Annotated in this window: 9 protein-coding genes; 6 read left to right on the top strand and 3 right to left on the bottom strand. The window is 68.5% G+C overall.

All coding sequences use genetic code 11. The annotated features are described in order from the left end of the window. Positions 1-124 precede the first annotated feature (124 nt). The 6 genes from RIN61_RS23555 to RIN61_RS23580 all read left to right on the top strand — a co-directional run bounded on the left by RIN61_RS23555 (position 125) and on the right by RIN61_RS23580 (position 9,730). The gene (locus tag RIN61_RS23555; protein ID WP_313854466.1) at positions 125-3,406 is read left to right on the top strand and encodes an amino acid adenylation domain-containing protein; all 3,282 of its coding nucleotides are present in this window, start codon (positions 125-127) and stop codon (positions 3,404-3,406) included. A gap of 40 nt (positions 3,407-3,446) precedes the next feature. After that, on the top strand, positions 3,447-5,111 hold the full coding sequence (locus RIN61_RS23560) for a cyclic peptide export ABC transporter (RefSeq protein WP_104961192.1): 1,665 nt from the start codon (positions 3,447-3,449) through the stop codon (positions 5,109-5,111). Between the two features lie 75 nt (positions 5,112-5,186). After that, the gene (locus RIN61_RS23565) at positions 5,187-7,406 is read left to right on the top strand and encodes a TonB-dependent siderophore receptor (RefSeq protein ID WP_313854468.1); all 2,220 of its coding nucleotides are present in this window, start codon (positions 5,187-5,189) and stop codon (positions 7,404-7,406) included. 164 nt (positions 7,407-7,570) lie between these two features. Continuing rightward, positions 7,571-7,879 (top strand): hypothetical protein, encoded by a 309-nt coding sequence (locus RIN61_RS23570; protein WP_313854471.1) that lies wholly within the window; start codon positions 7,571-7,573, stop codon positions 7,877-7,879. Continuing rightward, a complete protein-coding gene (locus RIN61_RS23575; protein ID WP_313854473.1) occupies positions 7,879-9,426 on the top strand; it encodes a PepSY-associated TM helix domain-containing protein in 1,548 nt (515 codons plus the stop codon). The genes RIN61_RS23570 and RIN61_RS23575 overlap by 1 nt, the downstream gene beginning before the upstream one ends. Continuing rightward, a complete protein-coding gene (locus tag RIN61_RS23580) occupies positions 9,419-9,730 on the top strand; it encodes a DUF3325 family protein (protein ID WP_313854475.1) in 312 nt (103 codons plus the stop codon). Before RIN61_RS23575 ends, RIN61_RS23580 begins: the two co-directional genes overlap by 8 nt. A 42-nt stretch (positions 9,731-9,772) precedes the next feature. On the opposite strand, the gene RIN61_RS23585 is transcribed toward RIN61_RS23580, so the two are convergent. The 3 genes from RIN61_RS23585 to RIN61_RS23595 are packed head-to-tail and all read right to left on the bottom strand — an operon-like array spanning position 9,773 to position 20,279. Beyond that, on the bottom strand, positions 9,773-14,398 hold the full coding sequence (locus RIN61_RS23585; RefSeq protein WP_313854476.1) for a non-ribosomal peptide synthetase: 4,626 nt from the start codon (positions 14,396-14,398) through the stop codon (positions 9,773-9,775). A 58-nt stretch (positions 14,399-14,456) separates the two neighbouring features. After that, the gene (locus RIN61_RS23590) at positions 14,457-15,509 is read right to left on the bottom strand and encodes a TauD/TfdA family dioxygenase (protein ID WP_125859235.1); all 1,053 of its coding nucleotides are present in this window, start codon (positions 15,507-15,509) and stop codon (positions 14,457-14,459) included. 3 nt (positions 15,510-15,512) lie between these two features. Continuing rightward, positions 15,513-20,279 carry a non-ribosomal peptide synthetase gene (locus tag RIN61_RS23595; protein ID WP_313854480.1) on the bottom strand — a complete coding sequence of 1,589 codons (4,767 nt, stop codon included), beginning with the start codon at positions 20,277-20,279 and terminating at the stop codon, positions 15,513-15,515. Position 20,280 lies beyond the last annotated feature (1 nt).

Consider the following 20,280-nt stretch of genomic DNA (forward strand, 5'->3'; position numbering starts at 1 on the left):
TAGAAGCGCCTTGCGCGGCAGCAGAGCTAGTGAGTATTTTACTCAATTGACATCAATTATCATTTGCGAATAACATCTCGCGCACAAATAGCTGGTCGGTTTTTATAAGGAAGTATGAGCGCCGATGGACAATCTTGATGAAGCGTTGTTTGCCCTCCTGCAAAGCGATGTCCAGGCGCAGCCAGACCCGCTCGTATCGCGCGCCCATGACGGTCCGCAGCTCCTTTCCTTCGCGCAGCAACGCCTGTGGTTCCTGCAGCGCATGGCGCCGCTTTCCACTGCCTACAACCTTGCCCGTGCCTTCCTGTTCAACGGCGAGCTGAACGTCCAGGCCCTGCGCCAGGCGTTCAGCGCCCTGGTCGAGCGGCATGGTGTGCTGCGCACGCGCTTCATCGAGGTCGATGGCGAGCCGCGCCAGGAGTTGCTGGCCGAGGCCGTGTTCGTCCTGCACGAGCGGGCCATGCCAGGTGTGGCTGAAGCCGAGCGGCGCGAACATCTGCAGGGCTTGCTGAGCATCGAGGATGGCATTGCCTTCGACTTGTCCCAGGCGCCGCTGCTCAAGGTCGAGCTGATCCGCTATGACGCCGCCTGTCACGGGCTGTTGCTGAAGATGCACCACATCGTCAGCGACGCCTGGTCCAACCCGATCCTCGTGGCCGACCTGGCCAGCGCCTATGCCCAGGCGCTGCGCGGCGACACCCCGCGCCTGCCGCCGCTGGCGGTGCAATACATCGATTACGCGCTGTGGCAGCGCGAGCGCCTGGGGGGCGCCGGGCCCCAGGCCGACCTTGACTACTGGAAACACTACCTGGGCAGCCAGGTACCGGTGCTCGAACTGCCCACCGATTTCCCTCGCCCCGCGCAGCAGGGCTTGCGCGGGCAGCGCCTGCGCTGGCAACTGCCAGAGGCGCAGGCCGAGCAGGTCCAGGCCTTCTGCCGCAGCAGCGGCAGCAGCGCCCTGGTGATCCTGCTGGCGGCCTGGCAACTGCTGCTGGCTCGCCATAGCGGCCAGCAGGCCTTCGCGGTGGGCGTGCCCCATGGCGGGCGCAACCGTGAAGAGCTCGACGAGCTGCTGGGCTTCTTCGTCAACACCCTGGTCTACCGCGTTGACCTGGGCCCGCGGTTGACCGGCCGCATGCTGTGCGAGCGGCTGCGCCAGGAGTCCCTCGACGCCCTGCAGCACGCCGAGATGCCGTTCGAGCTGCTGCTCGAACACCTCGACGTCGAGCGCGACGCCAGCCGTACCCCGGTGTTCCAGGCCATGTTCAACCTCAGCAGCGGCGCGGCGGTGAACTTCAGCTTGCCGGGGCTGCAGATCGAGCGTGTCCTGCCGGCGCAGGACAGCGCCAAGTTCGACCTGACCCTAGATGCCGCGGTACGCCCCGACGGCATCTTCTGTGAGCTGGAATACAGCCTGGAGCTGTTCGCCCCGGCGACCATCGAACGCCTCGCGGCCGGCTACAGCCTGCTGCTCGACGGCCTGATGAACCAGCCCGACACCCCGGTGTGGCAGTTGCCGCTGCTCGATCCGGCCCAGCGCACCCGCCAGCTCGACGGCTGGAACGCCAGCGAGCAGGCACTGGTACCGGGCGAGGACATGCTGGCGCTGTTCGAGCGCCAGGTCGCGGCCGCGCCGCAGCGCTGTGCGCTGATCTGCGGCGAGCAGACCCTGAGCTACGCCGACCTCGATGCCCGGGCCAACCGCCTGGCCCATTGGCTGGTGGCCAATGGGGTGGGTTGCGACGAGCGGGTGGGGATCTGCCTGGAGCGCGAGCCCGACCTGCTGGTGGCGCTGCTGGCAGTGCACAAGGCCGGTGGCGCCTACCTGCCGATCGACCCCGGCCAACCGGCCGCGCGCAACAGCGACATCATTGGCCAGGCCCGTCCTCGGCTGGTGCTGACCCGGGCGAACCTGCGGCAGGTGGTGGGCAGCACGGCCCGGGTGGTACTGCTGGAAACCCTGGACAGCGAGCTTGCACGGCTGCCCCAGAGCGGCCTCGGGCTGCCGGTACACCCTCGGCAACTGGCCTACACCCTGTATACCTCCGGCTCCACCGGGCGCCCCAAGGGCGTCGACATCGAGCGCGAGGCGTTCGTCAACTTCCTCCATGGCATCCAGGCCCATGTGCAACTGAGCGCCGCCGACCGGCTACTGGCGGTGACCACCCTGGGCTTCGACATCGCCGGGCTGGAGCTGTTCCTACCGCTGGTGCATGGCGCTGCCGTGGTGCTGGCCAGCCGCGCGGATAGCCTCGACCCGGGCGCATTGCTCGGCTTGATGCAGCGCCACGGCATCAATGTCATGCAGGCCACGCCAGCCACCTGGCAGATGCTGGTCGAGCACGACTCGCCGGCCTGGGCCGGGCTGCGCCTGCTGTGCGGCGGCGAAGCGCTCAAGGCCGAGCTGGCCGAGCGCCTGCTGGCCCGCCAGGTACGCCTGCTGAACGTCTATGGCCCGACCGAGACCACTGTGTGGTCGGCGGTACAGGCCGTCGAAGCCGTCACCCGCGCGATCCTGCCCATCGGCCGACCGCTGGCCAACAACCGCTTGTATGTGCTCGACGACTACCTCGAGCCGCAGCCGGTGGGTGTGGCGGGCGACCTGTACATCGGTGGCGCCGGCGTGGCCCGTGGCTACGCCGACCGTCCGCAGCTTACCGCCGCCGCCTTCGTGCCCAACCCCTTCGTCCAGCCGTTGGCGCCGGGGTGCGGGGCCGGCAGCCGCCTGTACCGCACCGGCGACCGGGCGTGCCTGCGCGAAGATGGCAGCCTGGAGTTTCTCGGGCGCAGCGACTTCCAGGTCAAGCTGCGCGGTTTCCGAATCGAACTGGGTGAGATCGAAAGCGCGCTGGTGGCCCTGCCGGGTGTCTCCCAGGCGGTGGTCACCCTGTGCCGGGCGCCGGCAGGCCAGGAACTGCTGGTGGCCTATCTGTGCCACGGCGCGGGCGCGTTCGACAGCGCCTGGGCGCAGCAGCAGCTGCGCGAGCGCCTGCCGGCCTACATGGTGCCGAGCGCGTTCGTGATCCTGGGCAGCCTGCCCCTGAATGCCAATGGCAAGGTTGACCGCAAGGCCTTGCCCGAGCCCGAGTGGGAGGGTGCCGGCGAAGCTGATGACGAAGCCTTGGCCGGTCCATGGCAGGAAGGCCTGGCGCATATCTGGCGCGAGGTGCTCGGTATCTGGCCCATCGCCCCGCGCGCCGAGCTGTTCCGCCTGGGGGCGCAGTCCCTGCAACTGGTGAGGATCCAGGCGCGCATCCGCCAGCACTTCGCCTGTGAGGTCGCCCTGGCCCAGTTGTTCGCCAATCCGGTGCTGGCCGACATGGCCACGGTGATCGAGCAGGCCTGCGCCACGCCGGTCGTCGATGAGCTGGCCGAGATCGAAAAGCTGCTGCTCGCCTTCGAGTGAACCATTTGGGCCATTGCACAGGCCACCCCGAGGATTTCGCATGACCCTGTTTCTATCACTACTCAAGCGTCATCGCGCCCTGCTCAGCCTGGGCTTGCTGGCCAGCCTGATCAGCGCGGCGGCCGGCATCGGCCTGATCAACGAGATCAACCGGCTGATCGCCGGCAGCGTCAGCATGAACCCGGCCCTGGGGGCCAAGTTCTTCGGCCTGTTGGTGCTGCTGTTCGGTTGCGGTTTCGGTTCCCAGGCATTGCTCACGGCCCTGGGCCACCGGGTGGTCTACGAACTGCGCCTGCAGATGGTCAAGCGCCTGCTGGACACCTCCATCGAGCAACTGGAAAAGATCGGCGAAGCCAGCCTGTACGCGACCCTGAGCAAGGACATCGTCAGTATTGGCCAGGCCTTCAACCGCATGCCGTTCGTGTTCTACAACCTGGTCCTGATGCTGGGGGGCTGCCTGTACATGGCCTGGCTGTCCTGGCAGTTGCTGCTGATCTGCGCGGTTGGCCTGGGCCTGGGCACCTGGCTGGCCCATGGCTGGTTCGCCAAGATGCGCCAACTGATGACGCGCGTGCGGGAAACCGACGATCGCCTGTATGCCGCTTACCAGGGTGCCATCGAGGGGCGATTCGAGCTGGCCCTCAATGCCCAGCGCAAGGAGCGCTTCTACACCCTCGACCTGCAACCGGCGGCCGAATACGCGCGGCGCAACGAGGTGCACGCCGACCGCTACTGGACCTTGAGCCTGAACTGGACCGTGGCGCTGATCCTCGCCCTGGCCGGCGGGCTGTTCGCCGCGGGCACCTGGCTGGGGGTGAGCAATGGGGTGATCGGCGCCTTCGTGCTGGTGCTGATGTTCCTGCGCATGCCGCTCAACGACCTGATCGGCAGCCTGCCGACCCTGGTGGCCGGCAACGTGTCCCTGGCCAAGATCCAGACCCTGGCCTTCGCCGACTACCGCGAGGCACCCTCGGCCAGCGGCGGCGAGGTCGATAGCGGCCAGCCGATGCTCGAGCTGCAGGCCCTGAGCTACGACTACCCGCACCAGGCCGACGAATATGGCTTCCGTCTGGGGCCGGTGAACCTGAGTATCGCCAAGGGCGAGATCCTGTTCATCGTCGGTGGCAACGGCAGCGGCAAGTCGACCTTGGCCAAGCTGCTCACCGGCCTCTACGAACCCAGTGCCGGCACCCTCAAGCTGCAAGGCGTGGCGATCACCCCGGCGTTGCGCGACTGGTACCGCGCGCATTTCTCCACGGTGTTCTCCACCTTCTACCTGTTCGAGCGCCTGGTCGGCCCCCAGGGCGATTTCGACCCGCAACTGGCCCAGGCCTGGCTTGAGCGCCTGCGCATGCAGCGCAAGGTCAGCATCGACGCCCAGGGCGGGTTGTCCACCACCCGCCTGTCCCAGGGCCAGCGCAAGCGCCTGGCCCTGCTGGTGGCGCTGGTCGAGGAGCGGCCGATCCTGCTGCTCGACGAGTGGGCCGCCGACCAGGACCCGGGCTTCCGGGCGTTCTTCTACCGCGAGCTGCTGCCCGAGCTCAAGGCGCAGGGCAAGACCATCATCGCCATCAGCCACGACGATCACTACTTCGCCATTGCCGACCGCGTGCTCAAGTGCGACGGCGGCCAGCTCTATCCCTATGACCCTGTTGCCCTCGGCAGCGGGGCAGGCGCGTCCAGCGAACTGCCGGCGCCGGTGTGACCGGCGCGCGATTTTCATAGCACAACACTTAAAAAAATAATGGCCCGAAAAAGGCCATGCACAGGAGCTTGCGATATGAGTCAAGTTGAAAAGGGGCGCCAGCCAGGCAAGGCGGGTAACTGGCTGCTGGTGCCGCTGGTGAGCAGCGGCATGCTGCTCGCCCCGGCGGTCTGGGCCGAGGAAAGCACCGAGGAAAAGGCGCCGCCGGCGTCCATCACACTGCCTGACCAGACCATCGTCGGCATGCAGACCGAAGCGCCGACGGTCTCGGTGGGCACCAAGGTGCCGCTGCGCCTGAAGGAAGTGCCGCAGACCATCAACGTCATCGGTCAGGAACGCATCCAGAAGCAGAACCTCTACACCCTCGAGGATGCCCTGGGCAAAGTGGGCGGTGTGACCGTGCAGCGCATCGACGCCAGCCGCCTGAGCTTCTTCTCGCGCGGTTTCGAGATCACCTCGCTGCAGCTGGACGGCACGCCGACCACCATGGACAACCGGATCTTCCTGTCGCCGGACCTGACCATGTACGACCGCGTCGAAGTGCTCAAGGGGCCGTCCGGCAGCCTGACCGGCGCCGGTGGTTCGGGTGGCAGCATCAACCTGGTGCGCAAGCGCCCGCAGGCTGACGCGGCGGTATCGGCCGAAATCAGCGCCGGCTCCTGGGACGCCTACCGTGGCATGGTCGATGTCACCGGGCCGTTGACCGAAGCCGGAAACATCCGTGGCCGCCTGGTGCTCAGCGAGAACAAGACGGCGTTCCCCTACGATGGCAGCGGCAAGCGTGAGACCAGCCAGGCCTACGGCATCGTCGACATCGACCTGACCCCGGACACCGTCTGGACCATCGGTGCCAGCAACCAGAACACCGACATCCGTGGCGCCCAGCGCTCGCTGCCGGCGTTCCGCTACACCAACGCCGCCGGCGAAGCGGCCATGTCGCTGCCGGACGTCTCGCGCAAGAACTTCTACGGCGCCAACTGGAACCGCGACTACTTCTGGAGCACCGCGGTGTTCACCGAACTCGAGCATCAGCTCGGCGGCGACTGGAAGACCAAACTGTCGGTGCGCCACGCCGACAACAACTACGACCTGACCCAGGCCTACGCCCGCAATGGCGGTGGCATCGACCCGGCCGACAACCTGGTGTCGATGAACTCGATCATGTTCGACTACCGCGAGAAACAGGACGAAGTCGACCTGTACGCCGACGGCCCGTTCAGCCTGTTCGGTCGTGAACACAAGCTGTTGGTGGGGACCAACTATTCGCGTTCGGAGTTCGCCTCCAACGGCGGCTACTTCTCCAGCTTCCTCGGTGACGTGGACCTCTACGACCCGCAGCCGAGCTTCGGCTACCCGGCGTTCCCGGATGCCGACCGTCTGCCGACCAACGTCGCCAACACCCGCTCCAAGGCGGTCTACGGCAACATGCGCATCAGCCTGGCCGACCCGCTGACCCTGGTCCTGGGCGGCCGTGTCACCTGGCTCGACATGCACCGCAGCCAGCACCAGCCAGAGGCCGGCTCGCCGTCGGAAAAGGCCAGCCAGAGCGAGTCGCAGAAGTTCACCCCGTTCTACGGGCTGATCTACGAGCTGAACGAAAACTACTCGCTGTACGCCAACTACGCCGAGGTGTTCAACCCGCAGCCGGTCAGCAACCTGGACATCAACAACAACATCATCGATCCGATCGAAGGCAAGCAGCATGAGCTCGGCATCAAGGGTGAGTTCCTCGACGGCGCGGTGAACGCCTCGTTGGCGGCCTTCCAGATCGAGGAAGAGAACCGTGCCATCCCCGACATGAACGACCCGAACTCGCGGGCCGTGGTGGCCGGTGGCAAGGCGCGCACCCGTGGCTACGAGGTGGAAGTGAGCGGGCAGATGACGCCTGACTGGTTCCTCACCGCCAACTTCACCCACACCTACAAGCGCTACGACAGCCCCAACGAGCAGCTGCAGACTTACCTTCCGAAAAACATGCTGCGGGTCTGGTCCCTGTACAAGCTGCCTGGCGAGCTTGAGAAGTGGAGCGTGCAGGGCGGCGTGAGCGTTGTCAGCGAGACCTACAACAAGCTGCACGTTCCCGGCATCGGCATGGAAGGCACCAAGCTGCAGCAGAGCGGCTACGCGTTGTACGACGCAGGTATCGGCTACCAGATCAACGAGAACCTGTCGGCGGACCTGCTCGGCACCAACCTGACCAACAAGAAGTACTACCAGCGCATCAATACCTTCCAGGACGGGAACATCTTCGGTGACCCTCGCGCGGTATCTTTGACCTTGCGCGCCAAGTTCTGACCCGCGACAGCGGCGGCGTCGCCCGGCATACTGCGTCGGCGCCGCTGCCGAGCATCAGTGCTCGGCCAGCACGCCCCCGCCGCGACCCTGCTGATCCAGCAGGGCCGCGGCGGGGGCGTGCTTGTTGAGGCGTCGAAACACTGTAAAGCAACGAGGAGAACAGGGTGAAACGACCGGCGTCACACAAGGCAAGCGTCCGGGGCCGACAGCGCGGGTTGTGGCTGCTGCTGGCCTTGCTGCTGGCCTACCTGTTCATCTGGCCGCTCAGCGCCCTGGCCGCGCTGGCCCTGGCCTGGCTTGGGCAGGCGCCCAGCGAGGCGGTGCTGAGCAGCTCTATCGCCGCTTTCGTGCTTTATCCGCCACTGGTGCTTTGGTTGTTGTGCGCGCATCGGCTGGTGCGCAACAGCCTGTGCCTGGCCGGCGTGTCGCTGCTGATGCTGGCGGCGCTGCGCGCGCTGGCGGGGGCGAGCTGATGTTCGACAGTGTCCGCCAGGCCATGCTGTGGGCGCACCGGGTACTGGGCCTGGGGTTTTCCGCGCTATTGCTGATCGCGTTTTTCATGGGCAGCCTGGCGTTGTACGACCGCGAGCTGGACAGCTGGATGCTGCCGGCGCTACGGGTGGCGCCGGCGCCCGCGCCGCTGTCGCTGGACCAGCAGGTGCTGCCACGGGTGGCTGCCCTGAGCGAGGGCAAGGCGCTGCTGCAGTGGTACGTCGAGTTGCCCGATGCGCGCCGCCCGCTGCTGCGCTTCCAGGCCTGGAGCGTCGAGCGCGAAGGCTTCAGCCGCTTCCTGCTGCCTGGCGGCGACGGCGTGCTGGCCGCCGCCGGTAGCCGTGGCGGCGACTTTTTCTACCGTCTTCATTACACCCTCAACATTCATGCCTGGAACCTCGGTGCCCGGCTGTTGGGCCTGGCCGCGATGGTCGGGCTGATCGCCCTGATCGCCGGCGTGTGCATCCATGCGCGGCTGTTCCAGGACCTGTTCACCTTGCGTGCCGACAAGGCCCCCCGCCGGTTGCTCGACCTGCACAACCTGACGGGCGTGTTCGCCTTGCCGTTTCATGCGCTGATCCTGCTGAGCGGCCTGCTGATCCTGTTCCCGCTGTACCTGCCGGCGGCCATCGATGCGCTGTATCCAGGCCAGGCCGGGCAGTTCGCGGTGCAGGCCAACGCCGCCTACAGCCGCCCGGCGGCGGACACACCGGGGCCAATGGCCTCGCTCGACGGCATGCTGGCCCAGGCCCGCCAGCATTGGGGCGGTGGTGAGCCTGCGTTCCTCAGGGTCTGGCACCCTGGTGACGCCAATGCCTATGTCGAGGTCAGCCGCAGCCTGGCGGACCGCCTGAGCCTGGATGGCCAGACCCTGTACTTCGACGGCGCCAGCGCACGGTTGCTGCACGAATCGCGGCTGCCGCCCGCGGCCGCGACCCTGGATGTGCTGGCCGGGCTGCATGTGGCGCACTTCCATCAGCCCGCCTTGCGCGCCCTGTACTTCTTCGCAGGCCTGAGCGGTTGCGTGATGCTCGCCAGCGGCCTGCTGTACTGGCTGGCCAAGCGCCGCCTGCAACAGCCTGCCCGGGAGCCGGGCGGGATGTCGGTGACCCTGTTGTGCAGCGTGCTGATCACCGGCATGCCCCTGGCCACCTTGGCGATGCTGGTGGCCAACCGCTGGTTGCCGTTGACCTTGAGCGGGCGTGCCGAGTGGGAGGTGCGGGTGTTCTTCGCCGCCTGGCTGCTGGCCGGGCTGCACGCGCTGTGGGTGATTGGCCGTTCCGCGCAGGCCCGTGCGCCCTGGGCGGCGCAGTGCATGGCGATCAGCGCGCTGGCGCTGCTGGCCGTGCTGTCCAACGCCTGGAGCACGGGCGATCATCCGTGGCGAGCGCTCAGCCAGGGCTTGTGGGCGGTGGCCGGTGTCGATCTGGCACTGCTGGCCTGCGCCCTGCTTGCCGGCGGCGTGGCCTGGCGCCTGCGGCGGCGCGTCGCGACCGGGCACAGGTTGGCGGAGGTCAAGGATGCCTGAGTGGTTGGCGAGCGGGGTGGGGTTGGGCTTGCAGACGCTGGGCCTGGCGTTGCTGGCCCTGAGTCAGGCCGGCCATTGGCGGCAGGTGATGCAGCCGCATGCGTTCCCCGGTACTCGGACGCTGCGCCTGTCAGCGCTGTTGGCGTCGGGCCTGGCATGGCTGGTGGGGCAGGCCGGCCTGGGGCTGGCGATGGGGACGTTGTTCTGGGTGCTGGCCCTGGTGCCGTGTGGCCTGGGCGTGACCCTGTTGTTGTGCTGGCGCAAGCCTTGGATGCACCGGCTGGGCCGGTGCTTTTGCCGCTGATCCCGCCCGCTGGCCTTGGCGAGGCCAGCAGGCGGTTCAGGGTCAGGCGTGGCTGTAGCGGCTCAGCACGTTCAGCAGGTCGCCCAGGCGCGGATTGAGGAACACCAGGTGGGCCGGCACCTGGGTGCCCCACAGCTGTTGCACGCGGGCACACAGCAGCACGGCCTTGAGCGAGCTGCCGCCTACCTCGAAGAAGTGCGCCTGCTCATCCAGCGTCTGCAGTTCCAGCACCTCGCGCACCAGCTGCGCCACTTGCTCCCGCGCCTCCGGCCGCTGCCCGGCGTGCGCCGCCGGTTGTGGCCGCAGGCGTTGCACCAGCGCTTCGAACGACGGCGCCGGCTGGCCGGGCAGGGCTTCGAGCAGGGCCTGCAAGTCCTCGCCAAGGGCCACGATGCTGGCGTGTTCGAACAGGTCGGTGCTGTAGGTGAAGGTGGCGATCAGCCCTTGCTCACGCTCACTGACGTCCAGCATCAGGTCGAACAGCGTGTTGCGCTTGCCGTGGTCTTCGTTCAGCGGCTCGATGCTCAGGTCGCCGAACGCCGACGAACGCAGGTTGCGCTCCTGGTGCAGGTCGAACATCACCTGCAGCAGCGGCACGCTGTGCTGCTGGGCGCCAGGCAGGGCCTGCAACAGTTGCTCGAACGGCAGGTCCTGGTTGGCGTGGGCGTGCAGCAGGTTGTCGCGCACCTGGTGCAACACGCTGTCGAAACGTGGGTTGCCGGCCAGGTCGGTGCGCAGCGCCAGGGTGTTGACGAAGAAGCCGACCAGCCCCTCCAGCTCCTGGTGATGGCGGTTGGCGATAGGAATGCCGATGCGGATCGCCGATTGCTGGCTATGGCCTGCCAGCAGCACGTTGAATGCCGTCAGCAAGGTCATGAACAGCGTGCAGCCCTGTTCGCGGCTGTAGGCGTGCAGGGCCTGGGCCAGTTGCGGGCCCAGCACCAGGCTGTGTTCGGCGCCACGGTGGCTGGGCAGGGCAGGGCGCGGCAGCATGCACGGCAGTTGCAGCAGGCTACGGTCCTCGCCCAGGTGCTCCAGCCAGAAGTCCAGCTGCGGCTTGAGCGCCGCCTGGCTCAGCTCACGGCGCTGCCATTGGGCGAAGTCGGCGTACTGCAACTGTGGCTCGGCCAGCGGCGAGTCCTGGCCATGGCTGAAGGCGCTGTACAGGGCGATCAGCTCGCGGGTGAACACGCGCATCGACCAGCCATCGAAGGCGATGTGGTGCAGGGTCAGCCACAGCACGTGTTCGTCGTCCGCCAGCCGCACCAGGCCGGCACGCAACAGCGGCCCGTGCTCCAGGTCGAAACGGTGCGCGGCCTGGGCCTGCAGCTCCTGGCTCAAGCGCAGGCTGCGCTGCGCCTCGGGTAGACGGCCCAGGTCGATCAGGCCCAGGGCGAAGTCCTCGGCTGCTTGCACCCGCTGCACCGGCAGGTCACCGTCCAGGGCGAAGGTGGTGCGCAGGCTTTCGTGGCGCTGCAGCAGCACGCTGAAGCTGCGCTCCAGGGCCGGCAGGTCGAGGGCGCCACGCAGGCGTACCGCCTCGGGCACGTTGTAGGTGGTGCTGCCTGGGTGCAGGCGGTCGAACAGCCACAGGCGTTCCTGGGCATAGGACAGCGGCACTGGCGCCTCGCGGCGTTGCGCCTGGATCGGCGGCAGGGTCGAGGCCTCGGCCCGGGGCAGGGCCTGCTCGACGAACGCGCCCAGGGTCGAGTGCTGGAACAGCGCCCGCACCGGCACTTCCAGGCCCAGGCTGCTACGCAGGCGTGAAACCAGGCGGGTGGCGGTCAGCGAGTGGCCGCCGAGTTCGAAGAAGTTGTCGTCCAGCCCTACCTGTTCAACGCCGAGTACCTCGGCCCACAGCGCCGCCAGCGTGGCTTCGCGTTCGGTGCCCGGTGCCCGGTAGCTGGCCCGGCGTTCGCGCACCGGGGCCGGCAGGGCCTTGCGGTCGAGCTTGCCGTTGGGGGTCAGGGGGAAGGCCGCCAGCATCACATAGGTTTTCGGCACCATGTGCTCCGGCATGTGCAGGCCCAGGTGCGCTTGCAGCGCGATGGCGCCCGGGCAGGCATCGCGGGCGACCACGTAGGCGACCAGCTCGTTGTCGCCGGCGTCGTTGGCGCGTGCCACCACGGCGGCCTCGCGCACGCCAGGGTGGTTGAGCAGGCGCGCCTCGATCTCGCCCAGCTCGATGCGGAAACCGCGGATCTTCACCTGGTCGTCGATGCGGCCGAGGAACTCGATGTCGCCCTGGGCGTTGACCCGGCCCAGGTCACCGCTGCGGTACAGCAGGCTGCCGGTCGGGTTCAGCGGGTTGTCCAGGAAGCGCTCGGCGGTGAGGTCGGGGCGGCCCAGGTAGCCCTGGGTGATGCCGGCGCCGCTGAGGTAGATTTCGCCGCTGACGCCGGCGGCCACCGGGCGCAGCTGGGCGTCGAGCACATACAGCTGCATGTTGGCGATCGCCTTGCCGATCGGCAGTACGCCCTGTTCGTCGCCCTGGGCGCGGTAGTAGCTGCACCACACCGTGCCCTCGGTCGGCCCGTACTCGTTGTACAGCTGCGCCTGGGCGCACTGCTGGCGGTGCTGGCGGGCCAGGCTGGCCGGGCAGGCTTCACCGGCGACGATGGCGCAGCGCAGGCTGCCCAGCTGGTCGGCGGCCTGTTCCAGCACCTGCCCGTACAGCGACGGCAGCATCAGGGTGTGGCTGATCCGCCGGGCGCCGATCAGTCGGCCCAGGGCCAGGGCGTCCTGCACCTGGTCGTCCTGGGGCAGGCACAGTTCGCCGCCTTGGGCCAGGGTCCAGAACAGCCCGGCCACCGAGCTGTCGAAGGCCAGCCCCGACACCAGCAGGAAGGCTTGCAGCGGCTCCTGGTAGGCGAGCAGGCGTGCGGCGGTGGAGTGCACGGCATTGCGGTGCGACACCATCACGCCCTTGGGCCGGCCGGTGGAGCCGGAGGTGAAGATCAGGTAGGCCAGGCTGTCGCCGTCGTTCAGCGGTTGCGGACGCTGCGTGGGCAGGTCGTGCTCGGCGAGGCGGTCGAGCCACAGGGTGCGGTAGTCGCCCTTGGGCAGCTGTGTCTCCAGGCTGCTCAGGCTCAGCAGCAGGTTGGCGCGAGTCTGCTCGAGCACGTCGCTCAGGCGTTCGGCCGGGTAGCTTGGGTCCAGCGGCAGGTAGGCGCCGCCGGCCTTGAGGATGCCGAGGATGCCGACGATCGCGTCGAGGCCGCGGCCCATGAACAGGCCCACGGCCTGCCCCGGCGCCAGGCCGGCGTCGCGCAGCCGGTGCGCCAGCTGGTTGGCCCGCGCCTCCAGTGCCTGGTAGCTCAGTTGCGCATCACCGTGGCGCACGGCAATGGCCTCTGGCCGGGCGGCGACCTGTTGTTCGAACAGCTGGTGCAGCAGCGCCGGGGTCTGTTGCCGCACCTCGGTGCGGTTCAGCGCCGCGAGCCAGTCCTGGTGCGCGGCACTGATGCCCGAGGCCTCGCCCAGTGCGCGCTGGCTGGCGGCGCTGGCCTGCAGGGCGAGGGTGAGGAACTGGTCGAGTAGCAGCCCGGCGGCGTCGGCGTCCAGGCGGGCGGCATCGTAGTGCAGGTGGAAGGCAAAGCCTTCGGGCTGTTCCAGGACTTCCAGCAACAGGGCATGGGCACAGGTTTCACCGTGCACCGCCAGCACCGGCCAGGCCGAGGCCAGCGGCTGGCGCAGGCGGAAGCCGAAGGGCGTGTCCTGGGCCTGGGCCGGCCATTCTTCCTGCCAGGTGCGGGCCTGTTCGAGCAGCTGGGTGAAGCCGGCGAGGGCGTTGGCCAGGGTGTCCTGGTCGTCCGGCTGCAGGTGCAGCGGCAGGCGTTTGCCGTAGGGGCCCTGGGCGTTCGTGGTGGCGCTGTTGCGACCATCGTGGGCCCAGCCCAGAAGCACCTGTGGTTGGCCCAGGTGGCGCTTGAGCAGCAGTGCCCAGCACCAGCCGAACAGCGCCTCGGCCGGAGCGTCGAGCCCGGCCAGGGCGCTGCCGATGTGGTCCTGGAAGGCCGCGTCCGGGGTGCGCGCAAGGCAGGCTGGCTGTGCCGGCAGCGCGGCCTCGCCGCGCTGGAACGGGTGCTGCACCAGGTACTGGTCGGCGGCGTCGGCCTGCTGGCGCTGCCAGAAGGCCCGCCCGGCGTCGCTGTCGCTGCTGCCCAGGTGCTCGAACTGCCATTCGGCGAAATCGGCGAACTGCACCGCTTCCTCGTCCGCTGGCAGGCCCTGGTAAAGCGCCTGCCATTGCTGCAACAGCAGCTGCAGGGTGGTGTGGTCGGCGTTGGCCGCCGGCAGCGCCAGGCAGGCCCGTGGCGGCGTTGCCTGGGTCAGCGCGACGGCCAGGCTGGCCTCGGCCAATGCCGCGCCCAGCAAGCTGTGCAGGGCGTGCTGGGGCAGGTCGTCGGCGACCTCGCGCCAGTCGATCAGCAGTTGCTCGGCGATGACCTGTACCGGCAGTTGCATGCCGGGGCTGGCCACCAGGCGGGTGCGCAGGATCTCGTGCTGCTCCAGCACCTGCTCTAGGGTCGTGCGCAGGCGGCTGGGGTCGGTGCCCTCAGGCAGGCTGAAGGTCAGGAACAGGGTGGCGTCGCGCCCGCTGGCATGGGACCAGTGAGCGTTTTGTTGCAGGGCGGGGCGAAAGCCCTCGATGGCGATGCTGGACATGATGTGGAGGCCTTGAATAGGGGGCAGAGTCGAAAACCGTGAACCGTGTGGGGGCGCGTCAGGGCTTGAGCGCCACGTCCGTGCTGTTCAGGGCTTCGGCCATCGACACCAGGATGCGTCGGGGGCTGTCGTATTCGTTGCGTGCGTGCACCGAGAGCATGTTGTCCAGCAGCAGCACGTCGCCGTGGCGCCAGGGGAACTCGGTCATGTGCTGCAGGTAGATACCGCGCAGGTGTTCCAGCACCTGCGGCTCGATCGGGCTGCCGTCGCCATAGAAGGTGTTCTGCGGCAGGTCATCATCGGCGAAGTCGGCCTGCAGCGCATCGCGCACGCTGGCCGGCAGGGTGCTGACGTGGAAGAAGGTGGCGTGGTTGAACCACAGCGTCTCGCCGGTGCGCGGGTGGCGCACCAGGGCCGGGCCTACCTGGCGGGTGCGCAGGCGGCCGTCGGCTTTCCACTCGGTCTGGATGCCGACGCTGGCGCAGTAGGCATCCACCTGGGCGCGGTCCTCGGTCTGGAACACGGTCTGCCAGGGCAGGCCGAAGCCGTCGCCATAGTTGCGCACGTACATGATGCCCAGGCGGGCGAAGCGCTCGCGCACCTCGGGGTCGATGGCCTGGCTGATCGCCCGGGTGTCGCCGATCGGCGTTTCGCCGCGGGACAGCGGCGCGATATCGCACCACAGGAAGATCTTCAGCGGGAACACCGGCGAGTAGGAGTGTTCGTTGTGCGGGAAGATCCGCTGGTCCTTGGGGTAGTCGGTGGAGGTGTAGATGTTCAGGCGCGGGTCCACCTGGGTGCGCGGCGAGGCGCGGAACTTGTATTCCAGGGCGCCGCCTGACAGTGCGCTGATGCAGTTGTCGAAGGCTTCGGCGTTGTCCACCTGGAAGTTGCGAAACAGCAGCGCACCGTGTTCGAGCAGTTTGCGCTCGATCAGCTCACGGTTGGCCTCGGCCCAGGCCACCAGGCTGATGCCGGGGCCGGCCGGTTCGCACACCGCGGTGTAGGTGCTGCCCGGGTTGAGCGGGGTGAAATGGACCAGTGCGTCTTCATCCACACGGATGGTTTTGCGGCGCATGCCGCCGAGTTTGGCAATCGCGGGGCCGTTCATGTCTTATCCCTCCATAGAGTCGGTGCTGATGCGGGCGCGGCGACGGCTGCTGCCCAGGCGGGCCAGGCTCTGTTCGCTGCGTGCGCTCACGTGCTGCATGCGTTGTTCCTGAAGCTGCCGGCGCAGCGGTTCGACCACTGTCTGCACGGGTACTTCAGGGGCTGCGACCAGCTGTTCGAGCAGGCTCACGAAGGCTGCGGCAAACGCTTCGGCGCTGTGGGCCTCGAACAGGTCGGTGCTGTATTTCAGGGTGCAGGCCAGGCTGCCCTGGCTTTCTTCCACGCTCAGGTGCAGGTCCAGCTGCGACTGGCCATGCTCGATGCGTTCGGGCGCGATCGTCAGGCCCGGCAGCTCAAGGGCGCCGTCCGGGTGGTTCTGCAGCACCAGCTTGGCCTGGAACAGCGGGTTGCAGGCCAGGCTGCGCGGCGGGTTGAGCACCTCCACCAAGGTGTTGAACGGCAACGCCTGATGGCTGAAGGCTTCCAGCACCTGAGGCCGCAGGCGTTGCAGCAGGGCGTTGAAGCTGGGGTTGCCGCCGACATCGACGCGCAGCGCCAGCTGGTTGATGAAGAAGCCCACCAGGCCCTCGGTCTCGCTGTGCTCGCGGTTGGCCACGTCGGTGCCGATCACCGCCTGGGCGCGTTCGCTGTGCAGGTACAGGTTCAGTTGCAGCACCCCCAAGAGGCCCATGAACAAGGTCGCGCCATGGCCCAGGCACAGCTGTTTCAGTGCCTGGGCCGGGGCCGCGGCGACCTGGAACGACAACCGTGCGCCCTGGCCGCTGAGCACCTGCGGGCGCGGGCGATAGCTGAACAGTTCGAGCGGCGGCAGGGGCTCGCCCAGGGCCTGTTGCCAGTAGCCCAGGTGGGCTTGCTGGGTGCTGGCCAGCTGCTGGCGTTGCCAGGCGGCGTAGTCGCTGTACTGTATCGGCAGTGGCGCCAGGGTCGTCGCGCTGCCGCTCAGGGCCGCGCTGTAGAGTTGGCTGAGCTCGCGCACCAGCACGCCCATCGACCAGCCGTCGGAGACGATGTGGTGCATCACCAGCAACAGCAGGTGCTGGCGCTCGTCCAGGCGGACCAGGTGCAGGCGCAGCAGCGGTGCCTGGCGCAGGTCGATGGGGCGCGTCGCCAGTTCGATCAGCAGGCGCTTGGCGCTGGCCTCGCGTTCGGCCTCGGGCACAGGGCCCAGATCATGCAGCTCGAACGGCAGTTCGAGGGTGTCCTGTACGCGCACATGCAGCGTACCGTCCTGTTCGTGGAAGCTGCTGCGCAACGCTTCGTGGCGCTGGCCGAGGTGCTGGAAGGCCTGGCGCAGGGCGGGCAGGTCGAGCTGGCCGAGCAGCCGCGCGGCACTGGGGATGTGATAGGCCGCGCTGTCCGGCTGCATCGCCTGTACCAGCCACATGCCCTGCTGGGCGTGGGACAGCACCCGGCGGCCATCGGCCGGCAGCGCGGCCACGGTGATCGGTGCCTGGCGGCTGGGCGCGGCGTTGTCCAGCAGCAACGCCAGCTGGGCGATGGTCGGCGCCTCGAACAGGCTGCGCAGGGGCAGTTCCAGGTTCAGCTCCAGGCGAATGCGCGCAACCAGTTGCGCGGCCAGCAGCGAGTGGCCACCAATGGCGAAGAAGTTGTCGTCCATGGCGATCGCCTGCTGCCCCAGCACGTTCTGCCAGAGCGCCAGCAACTGTTGCTCGCGCTCGCTCTGCGGCGCCCGCTGGCTGCTGCCCTGGGCGCTGTAGTCCGGTGCCGGCAGGGCGGCGCGGTTGAGCTTGCCACCGGGGGTCATGGGCATCTGCGCCAGGGTCACGAAGGCGGCGGGCACCATGTAGTCGGGCAACTGCGCGGCCAGATGCTGGCGCAGCTCGGCGGCTTGCGGGGCCTGCTCGTGGTACACCAGGTAAGCCACCAGGCGGCGGTCGCCGGGACGGTCCTCGCGTACCAGCGCCAGGGCCTGGCGCACCTGAGGGTGGCTGCGCAGGCGCGACTCGATCTCGCCCAGTTCGATACGGAAGCCGCGCAGCTTGACCTGCTGGTCGATGCGCCCGAGGTACTCGTAGGTGCCGTCGGCCAGGCGCCGGGCACGGTCGCCGGTGCGGTACATGCGGCTGCCGGGCGGGCCGTAGGGGTCGGGGCAGAAGCGCTCGGCGGTGAGGCCGGGCACGTCGTGGTAGCCGCGGGCGAGCAGCTCGCCGCCGACGCACAGCTCGCCAGGGACGCCCGGCGGGGTGAGGTTGTCGTCGCGGTCCAGCAGGTAGTAGGCGCGCCCGCGCAGCGGCGCACCAATCGGCAGTTGCAGTGGCAGTGGGTCGCGCTGCAGCAGCGCGTTGCAGTCCTGGATGCTGGAGACCACGGTGATTTCCGTGGGGCCGTAGATGTTCAGCAGGCGCACCGCGGCCAGGCCGGCCTTGCGCCAGGCATCCAGGCCGGCGCTGGGCATCGCTTCACCGCCGACGCTGACCAGGCGCAGCTCGCCGTAGGCCGCGTGCGGCTGCCGGGCGAAATCCTGGGCCAGCTGGAACCAGTATGCAGTGGTCAGGCAGGCTGCGACGGTGATCCGGTGGCGGTACAGGCGTGCATGGAACTCGGCGCTGTCCCACAGCTCCGGGCCGCGCACCACCAGGGCCGCGCCGCACACCAACGGCGGGAACAGCTGGTCGACGAAGCCGTCGAAGTTGAAGGTCGAGAACTGCAGCACCCGGTCGTCGGCAGCGACCCCGTAGTAGGCGCGCGCGACTTCGCTGTAGCCGGCCAGGGAGCGGTGGGTGACCGCCACGCCCTTGGGCTTGCCGGTGGAGCCGGACGTGTAGATGACATAGGCCAGTTGTTCGCGCTGCACCGGGCGTGTGCTCGGTACCCCGGCCAGTGCTGGCGCCGTGGCGTCCAGGGCGGTGACGTCCAGGCACGGGCGCTGGTAGGGCGCCATGACCGCCTGGGTCTCTGGGGTGACCAGCACCAGGCGGATATCGGCGTCGTCGATCATGTGCGCCAGGCGCTCGCCGGGGAACTGTGGGTCCAGTGGCACGAAGGTCAGCCCGGCATTGAGCGTGCCGAACACCGCGGCGACGATGTCCAGGCCGCGCGGCAGGCACAGGCCGATGCGCGCTTCGGCGGGCAGGCCCAGGGCCAGCAGGTGGCGGCTGATCAGCTGGACACGCTGTTGCAGGGTGGCGTAGCTCCAGGTGCTGTCGTCGTGGATCAGCGCGATGCGCTCGGGCTGCTCGGCCGCCTGCGCGGCCAGGCGCAGGTGCACCAGCTCCGGCAGTGGGCCGAGCGCCAGCGAAGCCTGGCAGTCGGCCAGCAGGCGCTGCTGTTGCTCGCCGTCGTACAGCGGCAATAGCGCGATACGAGCCGTGGGCGCCTGCACCAGGCTGTGCAGCAGGGTGGCATAGCTGTGGCCGTGGCCGACCAGGGTGGCGTGTTCGAACAGGTCGGCATTGCCGGTGAAGGTGACTTCCAGGGCGTCGCTGCGCTCGACGACGTTGAGCACCAGGTCGTAATGCGCGGTCAGCTGCTCGCGCTCGATCTCGTCGATCTCCAGGCCGGGCAGTTGCAGGCGGCGCGGGGTCTGGCCGTCGAGCAGGTTGAACATCACCTGGAACAGCGGCGAGTGCTGCAGCTGGCGCTCGGGTTCCAGGGCTTGGACCAGCCGCTCGAAGGGCAATTGCTGGTGGGCCAGGGCCTGGCGGCGGGTCTGCTCGATGCTGTCGAGCAGGGCGTTGAAGGGCTGGCGACCGTCGAGTTGGCAGCGCAGCACCAGGGTGTTGATGAAGCAGCCGATCAGGCCCTCGGTCTCGACCCGGGTACGGTTGGCCACAGGCACGCCGACGCGCAGGTCGGTCTGCCCGCTGAGGCGGTACAGCAGCACGTTAAAGGCGCCCAGCAGCACGCTGAACAAGGTGGTGCCACGGGCCTGGGCCAGCTCGCGCAGGGCCTGGCACAACGGCGCCTCGATGCGCAGCTGGTGACGCGTGCCGCGCCCGCTCGGCTGCCGGGGCCGTGGGTGGTCGGTGGGCAGCTCCAGGGTCGGCTGTTCGCTGCCCAGCTGCTCGCGCCAGTAGGCAAGGTCGGTCGCCAGCGCGCTGTCGCTCAGGCTGGTCTGCTGCCAGACCGCGTAGTCGTGGTACTGGATCGGCAAGCCCGGCAGGTCGCTGTCGCGGCCTTGCAGGGCGGCGCTGTAGAGGGCGGTCAGTTCTTTGACCAGGATGCCCAGCGACCAGCCGTCGGCGACGATGTGCTGGGCACACAGGATCAGCACGTGCTCATCGCTGTCCAGCCGCGCCAGCAGGCCGCGCAGCGGCGCCTGGCGCAGGTCGAAGGGGCGGTTGCTCTCGGCGTCGATCAGTTGTTGCAGGCGCACGGCCCGCTGCTCGGCGGGCAGCGCGCAAAAGTCCACCTGGGCCAGGGGCATCGGCAACTGCGGGTGGACGGTCTGGCGGGCCTGGCCGTCGACTTCGTCGAAGGTGCTGCGCAGGATCGCGTGGCGCTCGATCAGCTGGTCGAAGCTGCGTTGCAGCGCCGCGCTGTCCAGGTGACCGCGCAGGTGCAGGGCCGCCGGCATGTTGTAGGCACTGCTGGACGGCTCCAGGCGATGCAGGAACCACAGGCGCTGCTGCGCCCACGACAGTGGGTGCGGGCCAGGTTCGCTGGCCGCGACGATTGGCAGGCGGCTGAGGGCGAAGCCCTGGGCGGCCAGGGCCGCGGCGAAGGCCTGGCGTTTTTCCGGGGCGAGCCTGGCGATACGCTCGGCCAGTTGCTGGGGGTCGAGTTGCATG

Origin of the sequence: Pseudomonas inefficax (assembly GCF_032164165.1) — a bacterium.
GTDB classification, from domain to species: Bacteria; Pseudomonadota; Gammaproteobacteria; order Pseudomonadales; family Pseudomonadaceae; genus Aquipseudomonas; species Aquipseudomonas inefficax.

Coding starts and splice junctions, on each gene's coding strand:
- RIN61_RS23595 (WP_313854480.1), bottom strand. CDS start 20,279: ATGCAACTCGACCCCCAGCAACTGGCCGAGCGTATCGCCAGGCTCGCC.
- RIN61_RS23555 (WP_313854466.1), top strand. CDS start 125: ATGGACAATCTTGATGAAGCGTTGTTTGCCCTCCTGCAAAGCGATGTC.
- RIN61_RS23575 (WP_313854473.1), top strand. CDS start 7,879: ATGTTCGACAGTGTCCGCCAGGCCATGCTGTGGGCGCACCGGGTACTG.
- RIN61_RS23580 (WP_313854475.1), top strand. CDS start 9,419: ATGCCTGAGTGGTTGGCGAGCGGGGTGGGGTTGGGCTTGCAGACGCTG.
- RIN61_RS23560 (WP_104961192.1), top strand. CDS start 3,447: ATGACCCTGTTTCTATCACTACTCAAGCGTCATCGCGCCCTGCTCAGC.
- RIN61_RS23585 (WP_313854476.1), bottom strand. CDS start 14,398: ATGTCCAGCATCGCCATCGAGGGCTTTCGCCCCGCCCTGCAACAAAAC.
- RIN61_RS23565 (WP_313854468.1), top strand. CDS start 5,187: ATGAGTCAAGTTGAAAAGGGGCGCCAGCCAGGCAAGGCGGGTAACTGG.
- RIN61_RS23590 (WP_125859235.1), bottom strand. CDS start 15,509: ATGAACGGCCCCGCGATTGCCAAACTCGGCGGCATGCGCCGCAAAACC.